Below are 16,705 nucleotides of genomic sequence, written 5' to 3' on the forward strand. Positions count from 1 at the left end.
GTTAGGCTCGGCGGATGCATCGCTCCCGGCTGTACGCCCTGATCCTCGACGCGCCCCGCGACGCCGCCGCTCCGGCGGTCGAGTTCTGGTCCGCGGCGCTCGGCGCGCCGACCCGCACCGACCCGGCCGAACCGCAGTTCACCGGCCTGGCCGGGGTGGTGCCCGGCCTGGTCACCGCGGTCCAGTCGGTGGACGACGCGCCCCGGCACCACCTGGACATCGAGACCGACGACGTGACCGCCGAGGTGGACCGGCTGGTCCGCCTCGGCGCCACCCCGGTCTCCCGCTGGCTCGACTGCCACGTGCTGCGGGCGCCGGGCGGTCACCTGCTCTGCGTGATCCCGGTGGCCAGCGACCCGGAGCTGTTCGCCGCGACGGCCACCCGGTGGGACTGACGGCCGGGAGCGGGGGTGTCGGCGCCCGTCCTCCGGGTAAGCGCCCGGGATGAAGTTCCTCATCGCCGCAGCCGACACCGGCACCTACGGGTTCACCCTGCTCGGCGACGACGGCCAGGTCGTCGCCACCGGCCGGCAGTACCCCGACAAGGCCGCCGCCCTCGCGGTCGTCGCGGACATGATGCGCGAGATCGGCGACGCCGAGATCGAGGAGCGGACCGAGCCGGCCGAGCGGGTGGCGACGCCACCGAGTCGGACGGTCGACGGGGAACCCGACCTGGCCCGGATCGGGCGGTCCGGCATCCCGCCCGTCTGACCGCCGGGCGCTCAGGCGTCCAGGGTCCGGGCGGCCAGCTCGTCCAGGACCGCCCGGACGTCCCCGTCGGTGTCGGCCAGGATCCGCCGCTGCCGGGTCGCCCCGTTGCCCTCGCGGCGCAGGCGGTCGAGCTGCCGGGTCACCAGGTCCAGGTCCCCGTACCCGGCCAGCGCGGGAGTCACGGTGGCGACCAGGTCGTCGATCAGCTCCCAGGCCGGCCGGGACCCGCCGGCGCGCAGGTCCACCAGGTCTCCGTCCACCCCGTCGTGCGCGGCGCGCCAGTGCGCCGCGGCCACCAGGCAGTCCCGGATCCGGGGCGCGGGCCGGCCCGCGCGGACCTCCTCGACCGACGTGGCGACCAGTGCCCGCAGCAGGGCGGCGACCAGCACGGTGTCATCCACCGTCGGGCAGACGTCGCCCACCCGGACCTCCACGGTGGGATAGGCGATGGACGGGCGGGCGTACCAGTAGACCATCTGGGGGTCCAGCATGATGCCGGCGTCGACGAGGTCCCGCACCGTCCGGTCGTAGTCGGCGGCGGACTCGAAGTGCGGCGTCGGCCCGACGCTCGGCCAGCGGTCGAACTGGATGGCACGCCAGCTCGCGTGCCCGGTGTCCCGCCCGTCGTGCAGGGGCGAGTTGGCGGTGAGCGCCTGCACCACGGGCAGCCAGGGCCGCAGGTGGTTGCAGACCTGCACGGCGAGTTCCCGGTCCGGCACCCCGACGTGGACGTGACACCCGCAGACCGCCGGGTCGTGCGCCACCGGCCCGTACCGGTGCGACATGGCCCGGTAGCGGTCCTTGTCCGGCACCGAGCGGTGCGGTTCGCACACCGGCGTCGCGGCGACCGCCACCAGCCGGGCCCCCGCCGCCTCCGCCGCCCGGGCCGCGGCCCGGCGGAGCACCACCAGGTGCTCCCGCAGCGCGGCCAGGTCGGTGCAGACCGGTGTCACCATCTCGACCATGCTGTGCCGGAACTCCTGCCGGCTCTGCTCCCGGCTCGGGCCGGAGAGCGCGGCGAGCACGCGGTCGGCCACCGGCAGGCTCTGCCCGGTCACCGGGTCCAGGAGCAGGTACTCCTCCTCCACGCCAAGCGTGCAGACCGCCGGGACGGGGGCCACAGGCTCACCTCCGGTTGCGGCGGGCACGCGGCGCGGCGGACGCGTGCCGGCCTACCGCGCGGGGCAGGGCACGACCGGCGCACCGGAAACTGCGCCTGTCGCCTCACCTCACGGTACGGTCCGTGCCCGGAGCCCGGCGGCCGTTCGCCCTGATCACCGCCCTGCCGCCCCGGCGGTGCGGTCAGGCGGCGCGGACGGCGAGCCGCTCGGCGCCGCCGGTCGGCCCCTCGTCGGTGGACCACCCGGTCGCGGCGTCCCGGCCCGGCTCGGCGGGCGTGCCGGCGGGCGCCGGCGCGGGACGCGGCATTTGTGCGGCGCGCAGGCCCTCCTGCGCGTTCTCCCAGGCGGCGCACGGCCAGGCGGCGCCGACGCAGCTCGGGCTGACGCAGGCCTGCTCGTCGTCGGGCTGGTGGGCGTCGGCCACCGCTGCGGAGAGGCCCCACAGCAGCGGGTCGGTGACCTCGGCCGGACGCTCGGCGCGGTCGGTGGTGGTTTCGGACATGGTCAGGTCCCCCCTCGTTGAGCCGCCCCTCTGTTTCCAGAACGCCCGCACGGCAAACCTGGTCACGCCGAATCTTCTCCGTTGGCCCGCGCCCGGCCCGGCGGCATAGGGTGACGGACGTGGCGAGGTACTACGACCTGCACCCCGACAATCCCCAGCCGCGGGTGCTCCGGCAGGTCGGGGACCTGCTGCGCGGCGACGGTCTGATCGCCTACCCGACGGACTCCTGCTACGCCCTCGGCTGCCAGCTGGGCAACCGTGGCGGTGTCGAGCGGATCCGTGAGATCCGCCGGCTCGACGAGCGGCACCCGTTCACCCTGGTGTGCCGCGACTTCGCGCAGCTCGGCCAGTTCGTCAAGCTCAGCAACGCGGTCTTCCGCCAGGTCAAGGCTGCCATCCCGGGCAGTTACACGTTCATCCTGCCGGCCACCTCCGAGGTGCCCCGGCGCCTCCAGGACCCGCGGCGGCGGGCCGTCGGGGTCCGCGTACCGAAGCACACGGTGACCCAGGCGCTGCTGGCCGAGCTCGGCGAACCGCTGCTCTCCAGCACCCTGCTGCTCCCCGGCGAGGAGGAGCCGCTGACCCAGGGCTGGGAGATCAAGGAGCGGCTCGACCACCTGGTCGACGCCGTGGTCGACGCGGGGGACTGCGGCCTGGAGCCGACCACCGTGGTCGACCTGACCGGGTCGGAGCCGGAGATCCTGCGCCGCGGGGCCGGGGACCCGTCCCGCTTCGAGTAGCGATCGGCCGTTCCAGCCCGTCGCGGCCCGGTGGTGCGGCACCGTGGATCCGGCGGACGGTGACGGGGGTACGGCGTGAGCGCACTCGTGCTGATCACGGTGCTCGGCGCCACCGTGCTCGTCGGCACCACCATCGGCGGCCGGTACAGCGTCGCGCCGCCCGTGCTGCTCATCGCGATGGGCGCGGGGCTCGGCCTGCTGCCGATGTTCGACAACGTGATCCTCGACCCCGAGGTGGTGCTGCTGCTCTTCCTCCCGGCGATCCTCTACCGGGAGAGCCTGGTCGTCAGCCTCCGCGAGATCCGGGCCAACCTCGTCGTGATCGCCCTGCTCGCCGTGGCGCTGGTGATCCTCACGATGGTCGCCGTGGCGTACACGGCCCAGGCGCTCGGCGTCGAGCCGGCCGCCGCCTGGGTGCTCGGCGCGGTGCTCGCGCCCACCGACGCCGCCGCCGTGGCCGGCCTGGCCAAGCGGATGCCGCGCGGCATCCTCACCACGCTGCGCGCGGAGAGCCTGGTCAACGACGGCACGGCGCTGGTCCTCTTCTCGGTGGCCGTGGGGGTGATCGCCGGCGGGACGGTGCCCGACGCGCTCGAGCTGGGCGGCCAGTTCGTCGGCAAGGCGCTCGGCGGGGTCCTCGCGGGTCTGCTCGTCGGCGGCGTGGTCGTCCTGATCCGCAAGCACGTGGACGATCCGATGCGTGAGGGCGGGCTGAGCATCCTCACCCCCTTCGTCGCCTTCCTGCTGGCGGACGCCGCGCACGCCAGCGGGGTGCTCGGGGTCGTGGTGGCCGGCCTGCTGCTCTCGTACGCGGGACCCCGGGTGATCCGGGCCCGCTCCCGGGTCACCGCGTACGCGTTCTGGGACCTGTCCACCTTCATGATCAACGGCAGCCTCTTCGTGCTGCTCGGCATGCAGGTGCCCCGGTCGCTGCGCAGCATCACGAGCCACTCGCCGCTGGAGTCGTTCGGCATCGCGGTGCTGGTCGTCCTGGTCGTGGTGGCCACCCGGATGATCTGGGTGCAGGTGGCGGTGGCGGGGTTGCAGGGCATCGACCGCCGGGAGTCCCGCCGGGCCCGCCGCTTCGACGCCCGCGTGCGCGCCGCCGCCGGCTGGGCCGGGTTCCGCGGCGCGGTCTCGCTCGCCGCCGCGCTCGCCGTGCCGGTCACCGCGCGCGACGGGTCCCCGGTGCACGAACGCGACCTGATCATCTTCGTCACCGTGGTGGTGATCGTGCTGATCATGCTGGTGCAGGGCACCACCCTGCCGGCCGTGGTCACCTGGGCCCGCCTCATGGGGGACCGGGAGAAGGAGCACGAGGTGCGCTGGGCCCGGATCCGGGCCACCGAGGCCGCCCTGGCGGCGCTGCCCCAGGTCGCCGCCGAACTCGGCGCCGACTCGGACACCGTGGACCGGCTCCGCGCCGACTACCAGGGCCACCTCGTGGACGTCCGCTCCCCGCGCAGCGACGAGGCCGACGAGCAGCGGGAGATGATCCGGCGGTTGCGCCTGGGCGTGCTGGACCGCAAGCGGCAGGAGGTCACCCGGCTGCGCAACAGCAACCAGATCGACGACGTGGTCCTGCGGGAGATCCAGTCGGCCATCGACATCGAGGAGATCCGGCTGCTGGGCCCGGAACCGGAGGACTGAGCTCCGGCCGCCGGACGGCGGGGCCCGGCGCGGCGGCGCCGCGCCGGGCCCCGGACGGTCAGCCCGCGGTGCAGGTCGGGGCGCCGGAGGGGGCGGTGCCCGTGCCCTGGAAACCGAACTCGGTGCTGCCGCCCGCGCCGACCTGGCCGTTGTAGGCCACGTTGCGGAAGGTCAGCGCGCCGCTGGTGCCGCTCGGCTGCGCGTTCCAGGTGTTGGTCAGGCTCGCGCCGCCCGGCAGCGTCAGCCCGACGGCCCACCCGTTGAGCGCGGTGGCGCCGGCGGTGACCCGGACGGTGGTGACGAAGCCGCCCTGCCACTGGTTCGTGGTGAGCGACGCGGTGCAGCCGTTGCCCGACGGCGGCGGGGTGGTCGGCGGGTTGCTGGTGGGCGGCGGGGTCGTCGGGGTGGTGGGCGGCGGGGTGGTGCCGCCCGCGTTGAGCGCGTCGAGCACCGCCGTGTACGCCGGCTTCTTGTTGCCGCTGCCGTCGAAGAGCAGCGGGGTGCCGCTGGCCCGCCACGAGTCGGTGTCCCGGATGCCCCACACCGTGATGCCGGTGCAGCGGGACACGGCCAGGCAGTCCCGGACGACGTTGCCGTAGGTGGTGGCCTGGGTGCTGCCGGAGCCCTCGATGTCCAGCTCGGTGATCTGCACGTCCACGCCGAGGGCGGCGAAGTTCTGCAGGGTGGTGCGGTAGTTGCTCGGGTACGGCGAGCCGCTGTTGAAGTGCGACTGCAGGCCGACGCAGTCGATCGGCACGCCACGTGCCTTGAAGTCCTTGACCATGTTGTACACGGCCTGCGTCTTTTCCCAGGTCCAGTTGTCGGTGTTGTAGTCGTTGTAGCAGAGCTTCGCGGCCGGGTCGGCGGCGCGGGCGGTGCGGAACGCCACCTCGATCCAGTCGTTGCCGGTGCGCTGGAGGTTGGAGTCCCGGCGGCCGCCGCCGCTGTCGGCGAACGCCTCGTTCACGACGTCCCAGGCGTAGATCTTGCCCTGGTAGTGGGTGGCGGCCTGGGTGATGTGGTTGACCATCGCCTGCCGCAGGGCGGTGCCGGACAGGTTCTGCGCCCAGCCCGGCTGCTGGGAGTGCCAGGCCAGGGCGTGGCCGCGGACGCGCATGCCGTTGGCCTGCGCGTGGCTGACGATCCGGTCGGCGTTGGTGTAGTTGAACTGGCCCTGGGACGGCTCGGTGGCGTCCCACTTCATCTCGTTCTCGGGGGTCACCATGTTGAACTCGCGGTTCAGGATGCCGACGTACGTGGCGTCCGACAGCTTGTTCGCGGCGACCGCGGTGCCGAAGTAGCGGCCCTTCTCGGCGGCCGACGCGCCGAGCGTGGTTCCGGCGCTGGCGCTGGTCGCCACCGCCACCGTCGCGGCGATCATCGCGGCGCCGGCCATCATCGACACCACCGCGGTCCGCGGGCGCGACCGGGCTGCCGCGCTCATGCTCCCGCTGCCGCGGGCGAGCACCTTGTCCATCTGGAAGCCTCTCCTAGCCGTATCGGTGTGGACAGCCCGCCCCGACCACTGCCCGCCACGGTGGTCGGCTCGGTGCGCGGCCGCCCGGAGGCCGCGCGGGGTGGGGAGGGCGCTCCCCGCCACCGTGAGTTGATCGAAGCGAATCTCTGGAGCGAGACTACCGGAACGGTTCCGAAAACTTAACCGCATCGATGGGGATGTGTTCGCCCGTGCGGGCTCGGTGGCGTGCGGACTCGGCGCGCACGGAGGGCCCGAAAGTTCCAGACCCGGTTGCGACACCGTCACGGGCGTCGACCTCGCCGCGCTGCGGCGCGCGGCCCGGGCCGGTGCGGTGCGGTGCTCCGCCACGAACCCGGCCGGCTGCGCACCCTGATCGCGGGTGGCCGGGCGATCTACGGCGGGGGAGGCCGCTGCTCGCTCGGCGCGACCGTGCGCAGCGGCAGCACCTACACCTGGTCACGGCCGGGCACTGCACCAACCTGGCCGGCACCTGGTACGCCGACAGCGCCCGCACCACCGTGCTCGGCAGCCGTACGTCGGCCGGGCGGTCTGCCGCAGCGGCGCCACCACGGGCGTGCGGTGCGGTTCGGCCTCACCATTCCCTGAGCGCGCCGGGCGGGGGCGCCGAGAGGGCCCCCGCCCGGCCCGTCCGGTCAGCCGGCGCAGTTGTTGTTGCGCGCCGGCTGGGTGAGCTTCTCCTGCGTGCCGAACTTCGCGTACAGCCGCAGGTAGCACGGCAGCTCGACGTCGCCGTAGTAGCTGACGACCTGGTTGTCGTAGTGCGTCGTGCCGCTCTCGGTGACCTGCCAGCTGCCGCCGTCGCCGGACTGGATCTCCCAGTAGACGTCGCCGGAGCAGCCCTCCAGGCCCCGGGCCCAGGCGATGATGTTGGCCCCGTTGTAGATCTCGGACTGCACCAGGGTGCAGGCCGCCGCCTGCGCCGGTGCGGCGCCGACGAACAGTCCCGCCGTCAGCAACGCCCCCGCACCGACCGCCGACATCAGCTTGCGCATGGTCCGACCCCTCCAAGGTGGATAGTGGATCACTTCCGTGGAGGGTATCCGCTGATGCAAACAAGCTTCAATATTGAGCGTGATGATTGGTGGAAATTTTCAGGGCTTGAGCACCACCTTCAGGCAGTCGTCCTGCTTGTTCTTGAAGATGTCGAAGCCGTGCGGCGCGTCGTCGAGGCCCATGGTGTGGGTGATGATGAAGCTCGGGTCGATCTCGCCCTTGCGGATGCGCTCCAGCAGCGGGCGCATGTAGCGCTGCACGTGGGCCTGCCCGGAGCGCAAGGTCAGCGACCGGTTCATGAACGAGCCCATCGGGAACTTGTCGATGAACCCGCCGTACGCCCCGATCGCCGAGACGGTGCCGCCGTTGCGGCAGGCCAGGATCGCCTCGCGCAGCGCGTGCGGCCGGTCGGTCTCCGCCTTCACCGCCTGCTTCGCCCGGTCGTACGCCTGCAGCGCCGCCGAGGGGTGGTGCCCCTCCATGCCGACGGCGTCGATGCAGACGTCCGGCCCGCGGCCGGCGGTCATCTCGCGCAGCGTGTCCAGGACGTCGGTCTCCTCGTAGTTGATGGTGTCCGCGCCGGCCCGGTCCCGCGCGATCCGCAGCCGGTACGGGAACCGGTCGATGACCACCACCTGCTCGGCGCCGAGCAGGAAGGCGCTCACCGCGGCGAACTGGCCGACCGGCCCCGCGCCCCAGACCGCCACCACGTCGCCGGGCTTGACGTCGCCCATCTCGGCGGCCATGTAACCGGTGGGCAGCACGTCGGACAGGAACAGCACCTGCTCGTCCGGCAGGTCGTCGCCGACCTTGAGCGCGCCGACGTCGGCGTACGGGACCCGGACGTATTCGGCCTGCCCGCCCGCGTACCCGCCCATCAGGTGCGAGTAGCCGAAGATGCCGGCCGGGGTGTGGCCCATGGCGGTCTCCGCGATCGCCGCGTTCGGGTTGGAGTTCTCGCACACCGAGTAGAGGCCGCGTTGGCACGAGGCGCAGTCCCCGCAGGCGATGGGGAAGCCGACGACCACCCGGTCGCCGACGCGCAGCCCGTCCCGCGCTCCCGGGCCCAGCTCGACGACCTCGCCCATGAACTCGTGGCCCAGCACGTCGCCGCGCTTCATGGCCGGGATGAACCCGTCGAGCAGGTGCAGGTCGGATCCGCAGATCGCCGTCGAGGTGACCTTGACGACCGCGTCGCGCGGGTTGAGGACCGTCGGGTCCGGTACCTCCTCCACGGCCACCCGGTTCGGAGCCATCCAGCAGTTGGCCTTCATGGTGCCTCCCTCACGCGGTCCGGTGGGTCGCCAGCGGGCGCGCCGGACGCTGCTTCGCCTGGTTCTGGATGCTCGTGCCGTCGGGTGTCCCGTCCGACCGGGTCAGCTCGCCGGTCTCGATGACCTGCTTGAACCGCCGCAGGTCGTCGCAGATCTGCTGCTGTGGGTTCTCGCCGAACGCCTTCGCGACCAGCGTGCCCACCCGGCGGCCGGGCACCGCGTACTCCAGTTCCACCCGCACCTCGGTGCCGTTGCCGCCGGCGGCCGGGGTGAACCGGACGGTGCCGGAGTTGGGCACCCGGGCGCCGTCGACCGAGCGCCACCGGATGAGCTCGCCGGGGCGCTCGTCGACGATCTCCGCCTCCCACTCGACGGTGCGGCCGGCCGGCGCCTTCGCCGACCAGCGGGAACGCCGCGGGCCGCTGCTGGTCACCGACTGCAGGTGGTACATGAACCGCGGCAGGTTCTCGAAGTCGTGCCAGAAGCGGTAGGCCTCCTCGCGGGTGCGGTTGACCGTCACGGAGCCGTGCGCGAAGCCCTCCGGGCTGACCCGCCGGTTGCGGATGGCACGCAGCGAGGCGTACAGGTCGACGGCGGTGATCCCGCCCAGGACGGCGAGGGTGAGACCGGCCCGCCGGCGCCGCTCGCCGCACCGGTCGCGGTACGCGCGGCCGGTCGCGACCAGGTCCAGCACGTCGCCCGCCACCCGGGTCCAGGGCCCCAGCCCCGCCCGGCGCGGCACCAGCAGCACCGCGGCGTGGCCGATCTCCCGGACCCCGGCGGCCCGCAGCACCGTCCGGGCCGTGCGCGAGTCGTCCACGCCGGCCGCCCGGGCCACCCGCGACCCCGCCGCGAGCGCGGTCACGCCGAGGCCCAGGCTGAACCAGCCCAGGAGGCGGGCCAGTCCCTCCGACCCCTGGTCCCCGGTCGCCCGCTGGATCCCGAGAGTGTCGGTCACCGAGCGGACCCCCATGGTTGTCTCTCGTGTCATCCGTCGTCACCCCGTGTCCGAGAAGGTGTCGGCGACCGGTCGAGGGAGCGGGCCGGGTACCGACAGGCCGGCGTGCCTTTCCCGCTAATCCCGGCCCCACACCCCTCGGGCCCCGGTCAGTCGCCCTCGGGGACGGCCATCTCGCCGAGCCGCGACCAGTCCTGCTGGGGCACGGTCGTGTTGACGATCCGGGGCGTCTCGGCCAGGTGCGGCGGGAGGGTGCGCTGCGCCTCGCGGAAATGCGCGGACCCCACGTGCGCCGCGCCGGCGTCGTCGTCGCGGAAGGCCTCGACCAGCACGTACTCCGTCGGGTCGTCCAGGCTGCGGGACCAGTTGAACCAGAGGCAGCCCGGCTCGGCCCGGGTGGCCGCGGTGAACTCGGCGGCGATCTGCGGCCAGCGGTCGGCGTCCTCGGGTCGGACCCGGAACTTCGCGGTAATGAAGATCATGCGCTTCAGGCTACCCAAGCCGGTCGCCGGCGCGCGGCCGTCGCCGGTCAGCCCTTCGTGACCGGCGTGAGCAGCTCCGACGCCCGACGGTCGGCGAACGCGGTGACCGCCTGCTGTCCGGCGCCGAAGACGATGGCGACGCCCAGCAGGGCGGCGGTGCTGTTCACCGTGGTCTCCACCAGACCACCGATCACCAGCATGATCCCGACGACCGCGACGAGGGGACCGATGGCCAGCTTCAGCAGACCCTGCTGGAAGGGCAGCTTGTAGGGCAGGCCGCCGGAGCGCGAGGTGATCATCGAGGGCAGGGCGCTGATGAACGCGCCGAGCGCCCCGGCGATGAGCACGAAGAACAGCAGCCGCCAGGCCGGCACGCCGGGCGCGTCGGTCGGCGGCTTGAGCAGCTGCACGTCCCGGCTGCGCCACTGCACCAGCACCATGAGCACCTCGGCGACCAGCGCGAAGACCGACAGCCCCAGCATCCGGTTGCGCAACCGGCGCACCGACTCGTGGAACTCGTCCGACGCCGCGTGGTAGCGCAGCAGCAACGCCTGCACCTTGGCCTGGAACCGGGCCGGCGCCGCCGCGTCCGCCGACGCGTCGAAGTCGGTCAGCACCTTGTCGTCGGCCTTCAGGAACTGCGCGGCCGCGCCCTGGTACGCCGGCAACAGGCCGAGCAGCTCCTCCGGCGTCCGCAGCCCCACCATGGCCCGTTCCACCGAGTGGATGGTCTGCCAGGCGTACTCCAGGTTGCCGCCGCGCAGCCACTCGACCACCCCGCTGCGGCCGAGCACGGACTCCACACCGGACAGCTGGGCGCGCAGCGTGGCGACCCGGTCGGGGCTCGCGCTGCCGGCCTCCAGGGCGCTCAGCTGCTGGTACAGATCGTCCAGCTTGGTGCGTACCCGCACCTGCCAGACCGCGGTGGGCACGGTGGACCCGGGCGGCGCCGGCGGTGGTGTCTCCGGTGTGGTCCCGGGTTGGGTCTCCTGGTCGATCATGGTGACTGCCCCCCAAACCGGCACAGCTCGGCGGCTGGCCTCCGGTCCAGTATCCGCAGGTCAGAGGCGATATGGCCAGGGCGGTTCGGGCAGTTGACAGCTTCCGTGCCGCAGGGGTTCCCGAGCCGTCCGGGTCGGCGGGGCGCGCCGGGCGGTGGATGTCGGGAAGAAATCCACCTCGGACGATGGTCTGAGGTGGAGCGGCGACGACCGGCGCGGGGAGGACGGCGTGCGCGGACAGGACAGGCTCCGGCGGGTGATGGGCGGCGACGGTCGTGGTGGTGGTCGGGGGTCCGGGAGTGGCGTCGCCGGCCGCCGCGGCGGCGCCGGGGTCGCGGCCCGTCGTCGTGCACTACGACTCGGCCGACCTGGCCGAGTACGAGCGGAAGTGGTCGAACATCTACGGCCCGCTGGACGGGGCGACCCGCGCCGTCGAGGACGGGGTGCTCACCGTCAGCGACGTGCCGTTCAAGACCGGTGTGGACTACAACGTCTACGACCACCTCAAGTACATGGCCGTCAGCAACCGGACCTTCCCGGTGCCCCGGCAGGGATCGGTCGAGTTCTCCGTGGACATCACGGCGCGCACCCCGGGCGCGACCGGCGGGCACGTGGTGCACGGCCGGTACGGGCCGCCCGGTTCGGCCGCCGCCGCCGGCCCCGCCGCCCGCCCCTACGCCAGCGCGGTGCTGGAGGGGCAGCAGGCGGCCGTCGTGCTCAACATGATCGACTTCTGCACCGGGCAGCTCTTCGACTGGTTCGTCTCCGGCACCCGCGCGTTCCCGCTGATCGAGCGGCTGCCCAGCACGGTCACCGGCAACACCACCGACCCGGACTGCCCGGGCGCCACCGAGGTCGGCCCGGACCGGGCGTACACGCAGATCATCCGCGAGGTGCCGATCACGCCGGGCGTGCCGCACCGGGCCGCGATCCGCTACCGCGAGGCGGGCGGGCACGCCAGCGTGACGTACCTGCTGGACGGCGTGGTGGTCGCCCGGGTCGGGCAGGTGGGCGTGCCGCTGGACCGGCAGGGCGTCCCCTACACCGGCACGTACCCGTCGCTGGGCCCCGGCGAGCCCCTGGCCGGGAAGATCCGGTCGTTCTCCCTGGCGCACGGCCTGTTCAGCCTGCTCGACGCGTTCCCGTTCCAGTATGGCTGCACCCCGCCGGACGCCACCGGCCCGGGCGTCTGCGACCCGCGGTACGCGCCCTACAGCGTCTCCATCCCGCCCGCGGAACGGGCCTTCGGCCAGGGCGCGATCGGCTCGTACCGCAACTTCACCGTCCGCACCGTCGGCCGGTAGGCCGCCCCGTGCCGCCGGGCCGGGGGACACCGACGGCGCGTACCGGTGAGTAGCCTGGGCCGGTGACCGTCTACGCCCTCGCGCAGATCACCGTCCACGACCGGCAGCGCTACGACCGGTACGTCGCCGCCTTCCTGCCGGTCCTGGCCCGGCACGGCGGCCGGTTGCTCGCGGCCGACCCGTCCCCGCTGGTGGTCGAGGGGAGCTGGCCCCACGAGAAGGTCGTGCTCATGTCCTTCGACAACCGGGAGGACTTCGAGCGATGGTCCACCTCGCCGGAATATCGGGAGATCTCCCGGGACCGGGAGGCCGCCACCGAGGGAGTCGTCCTCCTGCTCGACGGGATCGGTCACGCCTGGCCGGCCTGACCGTCGGCTGTCACAGCCGGTGCCGCACCCACACGTTCGGCTCGACGTAGGCGGCGTGGTCGTGCGCCACGTCGACCAGCACGGGCGCCAGCGCGCCCGGCACGTGCACCGGCCCGCTGGTGTCGAAGGGCAGCCCGGTCCACCGCCGCCAGTCGGCGAGGGTGCCGGTGACCGCCATCGACCGGGGCGCCACCCGCTCGATCACCCCGCCGGCCCGCACGTGCACCCGCAGCCACGGGTCGACCGGCAGGCCGTCGGGGCGCACCCGCGCCGCGTACCCGCTCATCGGCAGGTCGGGGACGGCGGCCTTGCCGTTCGGGCGCACCGGCGCCACCAGGGTGTCGAAGCCCAGCCGGGCGACCGCCGCGCGCATCGCCGCCAGCATCAGCCCGGACACGCCGCCGCCACGCCGGTCCGGCCGCACGCAGATCTCCAGCGCCGAGACCAGGTTCGGGGTGGCGCCGGTGAGTCGGCCGACGGCCGCCCGCTGGATCATCCGGTCCCAGCCGCCGTCGGGCAGCTCGTCCTCCGTCCAGCGCAACGGCACGGCGTACGCCCGGGCGACGGCGCGGCCCGGCTCGGCCGGGTCGACGGCGGCGAAGACGAACTCCGGGTAGAGGTCGTGGGCCACGCTGTAGTACACCGAGCCCATCGGGTCCCAGAGCATGAACTGGGGCCAGGCGCCGTCGAAATCCTTGTCGAGCAGCGGCGCCAGCTCGGGGCGTTCGGCCAGGCTCACGATGTCCAGGGTCACGCCGGGCACGGTAGAGCGGTCACCGCCTGATCCGCACGCGCTTTTCCGCTCCGGCGGCGGCCGGTGCCGGCGGGCACCGGCCGCCGTTCGAGCGGGTGTCGGCCCCGGGTCAGGTGCCGAAGACCTCGACCTCGTAGAGGCGGGCGGCCGCGTCGCTGGTCTGGGTGGGGGTGAGCACCCTGACCTGCACGTACCTGCCGTCGACGGACATCGGGTGGCTGCTCACGCCCGCCGTGTTGCCGCGGACCTGGGCGACGGTCGTCCACGTCGACCCGTCGGGGGAGACCTGCAGGTCGAAGTCCCGGGTGTTCCAGGCGGGGTCCTCGCCACCGGCGGCGGCGTGGTGGACGGTGACGGACTGGATGTGGTGGCCGGCGCCCAGGTCGACGCGGAGGAACTTCGTGGCGCCGGTCGAGCACCACTTGTCGGAGTTGCCGCCGGTGGTGCTGCCGTTGACGGCCTTCTCGGGCCCCTCCGTGCTCGCGCACTGCGAGTCGGCGGTGGCGGGCCGGTTCAGCGCCAGGTTGGTCGCGCCGGCGCCGCCGTACACCTCGAACTCGTCGATGCGGGCGGCGGTGTTGCCGTTGTTGGTCGGCGTGGTGATGGTGAGCCGGACGTACCGGGCCGTCACGGCCGGGACGGGGTGGTAGGTGCGGCCCGCGCGGTTTCCGGTGCCGGTGGCCCGGGTCGTCCAGGTGCTGCCGTCGGTGCTGGTCTGGATGGTGAAGTCACCGGTGTTCCAGCCGGTGCTCTCCCCGCCCAGCCCGGCGTGCTTGACGACGACGGAGCGGACGGTCTGGGTCGCGCCCAGGTCGACCTGGAGGAACTTCGTCCCGGAGGCGAGCGAGCACCACTTGCTGGCGCTGCCCAGGCGGCCGTCGAACGCCTTCTCCGGGCCCTCGGCCGAGTTGCACGCCGCCGAGCCGCTGGCCGGCTTGCCGGCGGCCAGGTTGGCGCCCAGTTCCGGCGCGGCGGCCGGTGGGGTGGCCCCGTCGGTGAACGACGGCGGCGCGTCGGCGGGGCTGGTGCCCCACGAGGACGGCGCGCCGCCCATCGTGTACGCCAGTGTGGCGCCGCCCGCGAGGTCGCCGTAGCGCAGCCAGGTGCGCTGGGTGGTGGCCCCGTTGACGGCGAGGCTCTGCACGTACTGGTTGCCCTGGCCGGCGTTGGCGGCGGTGATCTGGACGTCACCGGCCGGCCGGTCGACGAGGATCGACGGGAACATCGGGCCGTGCAGGGCGAGGGTGTCGGCCCCCGGGGTGGGCGGATACATGCCCAGGGCGGACCAGACGTACCAGGCGGAGGTCGCCCCGAGGTCGTCGTTGCCGGGCAGGCCGCCGGGGCCGGTGGTGAACGACTCGTTCATGATCCGCCGGACCGCGGCGCTGGTGCCGGCCGGCGCGGCGGCGAAGTGGTAGGCCCAGGGGACGCCGTGCTCCGGCTCGTTGCCGATGTAGAAGTACGGCTGGGACTGGCCGCCGTTGGTCTGGGTGAAGTGGTGGTCGAGGCGCTGCACGGCGGTCTGCCGCCCGCCCATGAGGTCGATCAGGGCCCCGAGGTTGTAGGGGACCATCCAGGTGTACTGCGCGGCGTTGCCCTCGACGAAGTTCGACTGGCTGGCCGGGTCGAGCGGCCACGGCCAGGTGCCGTCGGCGTTGCGCGGGTGGACGTAGCCCGACTCGGGGTTGAACGTGTTGCGCCACCACTGGGCCCGCGCCATGTGCGTGTCGTAGGTGGCGGTGTCGCCCAGGGCCCGGGCGAACTGGGCCACCGCGAAGTCGCTGGCGGAGTACTCCAGCGAGTCCGACGGGTCGCCGTCGATGTAGTGGCGTTGGACGTAGCCGCTCTGCCGGCCGCGGATCGGGCTGCCCTGGGTGGTGCCGCCGGCGGAACTCTTCTTCATCAGGGCCAGCGCCGCCGCGGTGTCGAAGCCGCGTACGCCGAACTGGTACATGCTGTCCACGATGATCGGGCCGGGGTCGCCGGTCATGACGAAGGTCTCGTTGGTGTTGTGCGACCACTTCGGCAGCAGGCCGCCCTGCTGGCCGTCGAGCACCATGGACCGGGCGATGTCGGCCGCCTCGGCGGGCGCGAGGAAGGCGATCAGTGCGGCCCAGGACCGGTAGATGTCCCAACCGGAGTAGTTCTGGTAGACCGGGTGGCCGGCGGTGTGGACGGCGTTGTCGAAGCCGCGGTACTGCCCGTCGACGTCGCTGGCCAGGTTGGGGTTGATGAACACCCGGTACAGCGCGGTGTAGAACTTCTGCAGGTCGGCGGCGGCGCCGCCGGTGACCTGCACGCGGTTGAGGATCGCGTTCCACTGGGCGTCGGCGTTGGTGCGGACGGTGTCGAAGGCGAAGCCGGACTGCTCGGCGGCGAGGTTGGCCTGTGCGCCCGCCGCGCTGACGAGGGAGATGCCGACCTTGACCTGCACGACCGGGTTGCCGGAGGTGTCGAAGGTCAGGTACCCGCCGGAGTTGGTGCCGCTGGCGCTCGTGGAGCCGGCCGTCACGGTGCCGCCGAGCCAGGTGCCGACGCCGCTGGGGGCGCGGTCGAACTCCATCCGGTAGAAGATCTGGTACGTCCTGCTGTTGCCGCAGAACCCGCCGCCGGTGACGCTGCCGGTCACGGTGGAGCCGCTGATCTGGATCGAGCCGGCGCGGCTGCCGGTGGCGCTGCGACTGGTGTTGATCAGAACCCGCGCGGTGCTGGTCGCGGGATAGGTCAGGCGCAGGACGGCGCTGCGCTGGGTGGCCGACGCCTCGACCCGGGTGCTGCCGTAGTTGCTGAGCACGGCCCGGTAGTAGCCGGGGCGGGCCTGTTCCTGTGCCTTGTCCTGGGTGGCGCGGTAGGAGGTCCACGAGCTGCCCGGCGAGGCGCCGAGCGCGCCGGTCACGGGCAGGATCCCGAGGTCCTCGTTGTTGGCGCAGCCGGCGCCGTTGAAGTGGGTGAGGCTGAACTCCTCGATCTGGGTGTCGCTGAACCGGTAGCCCGACGGTGAGGCGGTGGGGGTGTCCGGGCTCAGCTGCACCATGCCGAAGGGCTGCACCGGGCCGGGGACCGTGCTGCCGCCGGCGCCGCCGCCGACGGGGTTCGGCGCGTTGCTGTCGTCGGTGCCGATGAACGGGTTCACGTACGGGGTGAGGGTGAGCGGCGCCGCTGCGGCCGGCGAGGCGACCGCGACGAGTGTGGACGCTCCGGTGACGGCGGTGGCCACCAGGGTGAGCAGACGGGACGGGCCTGATCGGAGCATGAGGCGATCCTCCTTGAGGCGCGGACGACACTCCGTGACATCGTTGTCATCGAGAGATGTCATTGTCCTGTGTAGAGCCCAGGAAGGCGCCTGTCA

At 73.2% G+C, this 16,705-nt stretch carries 16 protein-coding genes; 6 read left to right on the top strand and 10 right to left on the bottom strand.

All coding sequences use genetic code 11. The features are described from left to right. Positions 1–14 precede the first annotated feature (14 nt). Both RMN56_RS25415 and RMN56_RS25420 read left to right on the top strand, forming a co-directional pair. Positions 15–395, top strand: a complete 381-nt coding sequence (locus tag RMN56_RS25415) for a VOC family protein (protein ID WP_313720086.1) — start codon at positions 15–17, stop codon at positions 393–395. Between the two features lie 49 nt (positions 396–444). Further along, on the top strand, positions 445–711 hold the full coding sequence (locus RMN56_RS25420) for a YegP family protein (protein ID WP_313720087.1): 267 nt from the start codon (positions 445–447) through the stop codon (positions 709–711). A gap of 11 nt (positions 712–722) precedes the next feature. Here the strand turns inward: RMN56_RS25420 and RMN56_RS25425 are convergent, their stop codons facing one another. Then, a complete protein-coding gene (locus tag RMN56_RS25425; RefSeq protein WP_313720088.1) occupies positions 723–1,832 on the bottom strand; it encodes a carboxylate-amine ligase in 1,110 nt (369 codons plus the stop codon). 181 nt (positions 1,833–2,013) lie between these two features. Next, positions 2,014–2,334: a hypothetical protein gene (locus RMN56_RS25430; protein ID WP_313720089.1), complete on the bottom strand. Its 321-nt coding sequence runs from the start codon at positions 2,332–2,334 to the stop codon at positions 2,014–2,016. 119 nt (positions 2,335–2,453) lie between these two features. Between RMN56_RS25430 and RMN56_RS25435 the strand changes: the two genes are divergently transcribed. Then, a complete protein-coding gene (locus RMN56_RS25435; RefSeq protein WP_313720090.1) occupies positions 2,454–3,074 on the top strand; it encodes an L-threonylcarbamoyladenylate synthase in 621 nt (206 codons plus the stop codon). 75 nt (positions 3,075–3,149) lie between these two features. Next, positions 3,150–4,724: a Na+/H+ antiporter gene (locus RMN56_RS25440; protein ID WP_313720091.1), complete on the top strand. Its 1,575-nt coding sequence runs from the start codon at positions 3,150–3,152 to the stop codon at positions 4,722–4,724. Positions 4,725–4,782: 58 nt separating this feature from the next. Here the strand turns inward: RMN56_RS25440 and RMN56_RS25445 are convergent, their stop codons facing one another. From RMN56_RS25445 to RMN56_RS25470, 6 genes are all read right to left on the bottom strand, one after another. Continuing rightward, the gene (locus tag RMN56_RS25445; protein ID WP_313720092.1) at positions 4,783–6,201 is read right to left on the bottom strand and encodes a glycoside hydrolase family 10 protein; all 1,419 of its coding nucleotides are present in this window, start codon (positions 6,199–6,201) and stop codon (positions 4,783–4,785) included. 653 nt (positions 6,202–6,854) lie between these two features. Next, on the bottom strand, positions 6,855–7,214 hold the full coding sequence (locus tag RMN56_RS25450) for a hypothetical protein (RefSeq protein ID WP_313720093.1): 360 nt from the start codon (positions 7,212–7,214) through the stop codon (positions 6,855–6,857). A gap of 99 nt (positions 7,215–7,313) precedes the next feature. Next, a complete protein-coding gene (locus tag RMN56_RS25455) occupies positions 7,314–8,489 on the bottom strand; it encodes a zinc-dependent alcohol dehydrogenase (RefSeq protein WP_313720094.1) in 1,176 nt (391 codons plus the stop codon). A 10-nt stretch (positions 8,490–8,499) separates the two neighbouring features. Then, on the bottom strand, positions 8,500–9,447 hold the full coding sequence (locus RMN56_RS25460) for an SRPBCC family protein (RefSeq protein ID WP_313720095.1): 948 nt from the start codon (positions 9,445–9,447) through the stop codon (positions 8,500–8,502). Between the two features lie 149 nt (positions 9,448–9,596). Then, positions 9,597–9,929, bottom strand: coding sequence for a putative quinol monooxygenase (locus RMN56_RS25465; protein ID WP_313720096.1), 333 nt, complete (start codon positions 9,927–9,929; stop codon positions 9,597–9,599). 47 nt (positions 9,930–9,976) lie between these two features. After that, the gene (locus RMN56_RS25470) at positions 9,977–10,930 is read right to left on the bottom strand and encodes a hypothetical protein (RefSeq protein ID WP_313720097.1); all 954 of its coding nucleotides are present in this window, start codon (positions 10,928–10,930) and stop codon (positions 9,977–9,979) included. Between the two features lie 281 nt (positions 10,931–11,211). On the opposite strand from RMN56_RS25470, the gene RMN56_RS25475 reads away from it, so the two are divergent. Both RMN56_RS25475 and RMN56_RS25480 read left to right on the top strand, forming a co-directional pair. Beyond that, positions 11,212–12,234: a DUF6081 family protein gene (locus RMN56_RS25475; RefSeq protein WP_313720098.1), complete on the top strand. Its 1,023-nt coding sequence runs from the start codon at positions 11,212–11,214 to the stop codon at positions 12,232–12,234. Between the two features lie 62 nt (positions 12,235–12,296). Next, entirely contained in the window at positions 12,297–12,602 is a 306-nt protein-coding gene (locus tag RMN56_RS25480; protein ID WP_313720099.1) for a DUF1330 domain-containing protein, read from the top strand. Between the two features lie 10 nt (positions 12,603–12,612). Here the strand turns inward: RMN56_RS25480 and RMN56_RS25485 are convergent, their stop codons facing one another. Then, a complete protein-coding gene (locus RMN56_RS25485; RefSeq protein WP_313720100.1) occupies positions 12,613–13,356 on the bottom strand; it encodes an N-acetyltransferase in 744 nt (247 codons plus the stop codon). Positions 13,357–13,465: 109 nt separating this feature from the next. After that, a complete protein-coding gene (locus tag RMN56_RS25490; RefSeq protein ID WP_313720101.1) occupies positions 13,466–16,609 on the bottom strand; it encodes a GH92 family glycosyl hydrolase in 3,144 nt (1,047 codons plus the stop codon). Positions 16,610–16,705: the final 96 nt, after the last annotated feature.

Source organism: Micromonospora halotolerans (genome assembly GCF_032108445.1).
Taxonomy (GTDB): Bacteria; Actinomycetota; Actinomycetes; order Mycobacteriales; family Micromonosporaceae; genus Micromonospora; species Micromonospora halotolerans.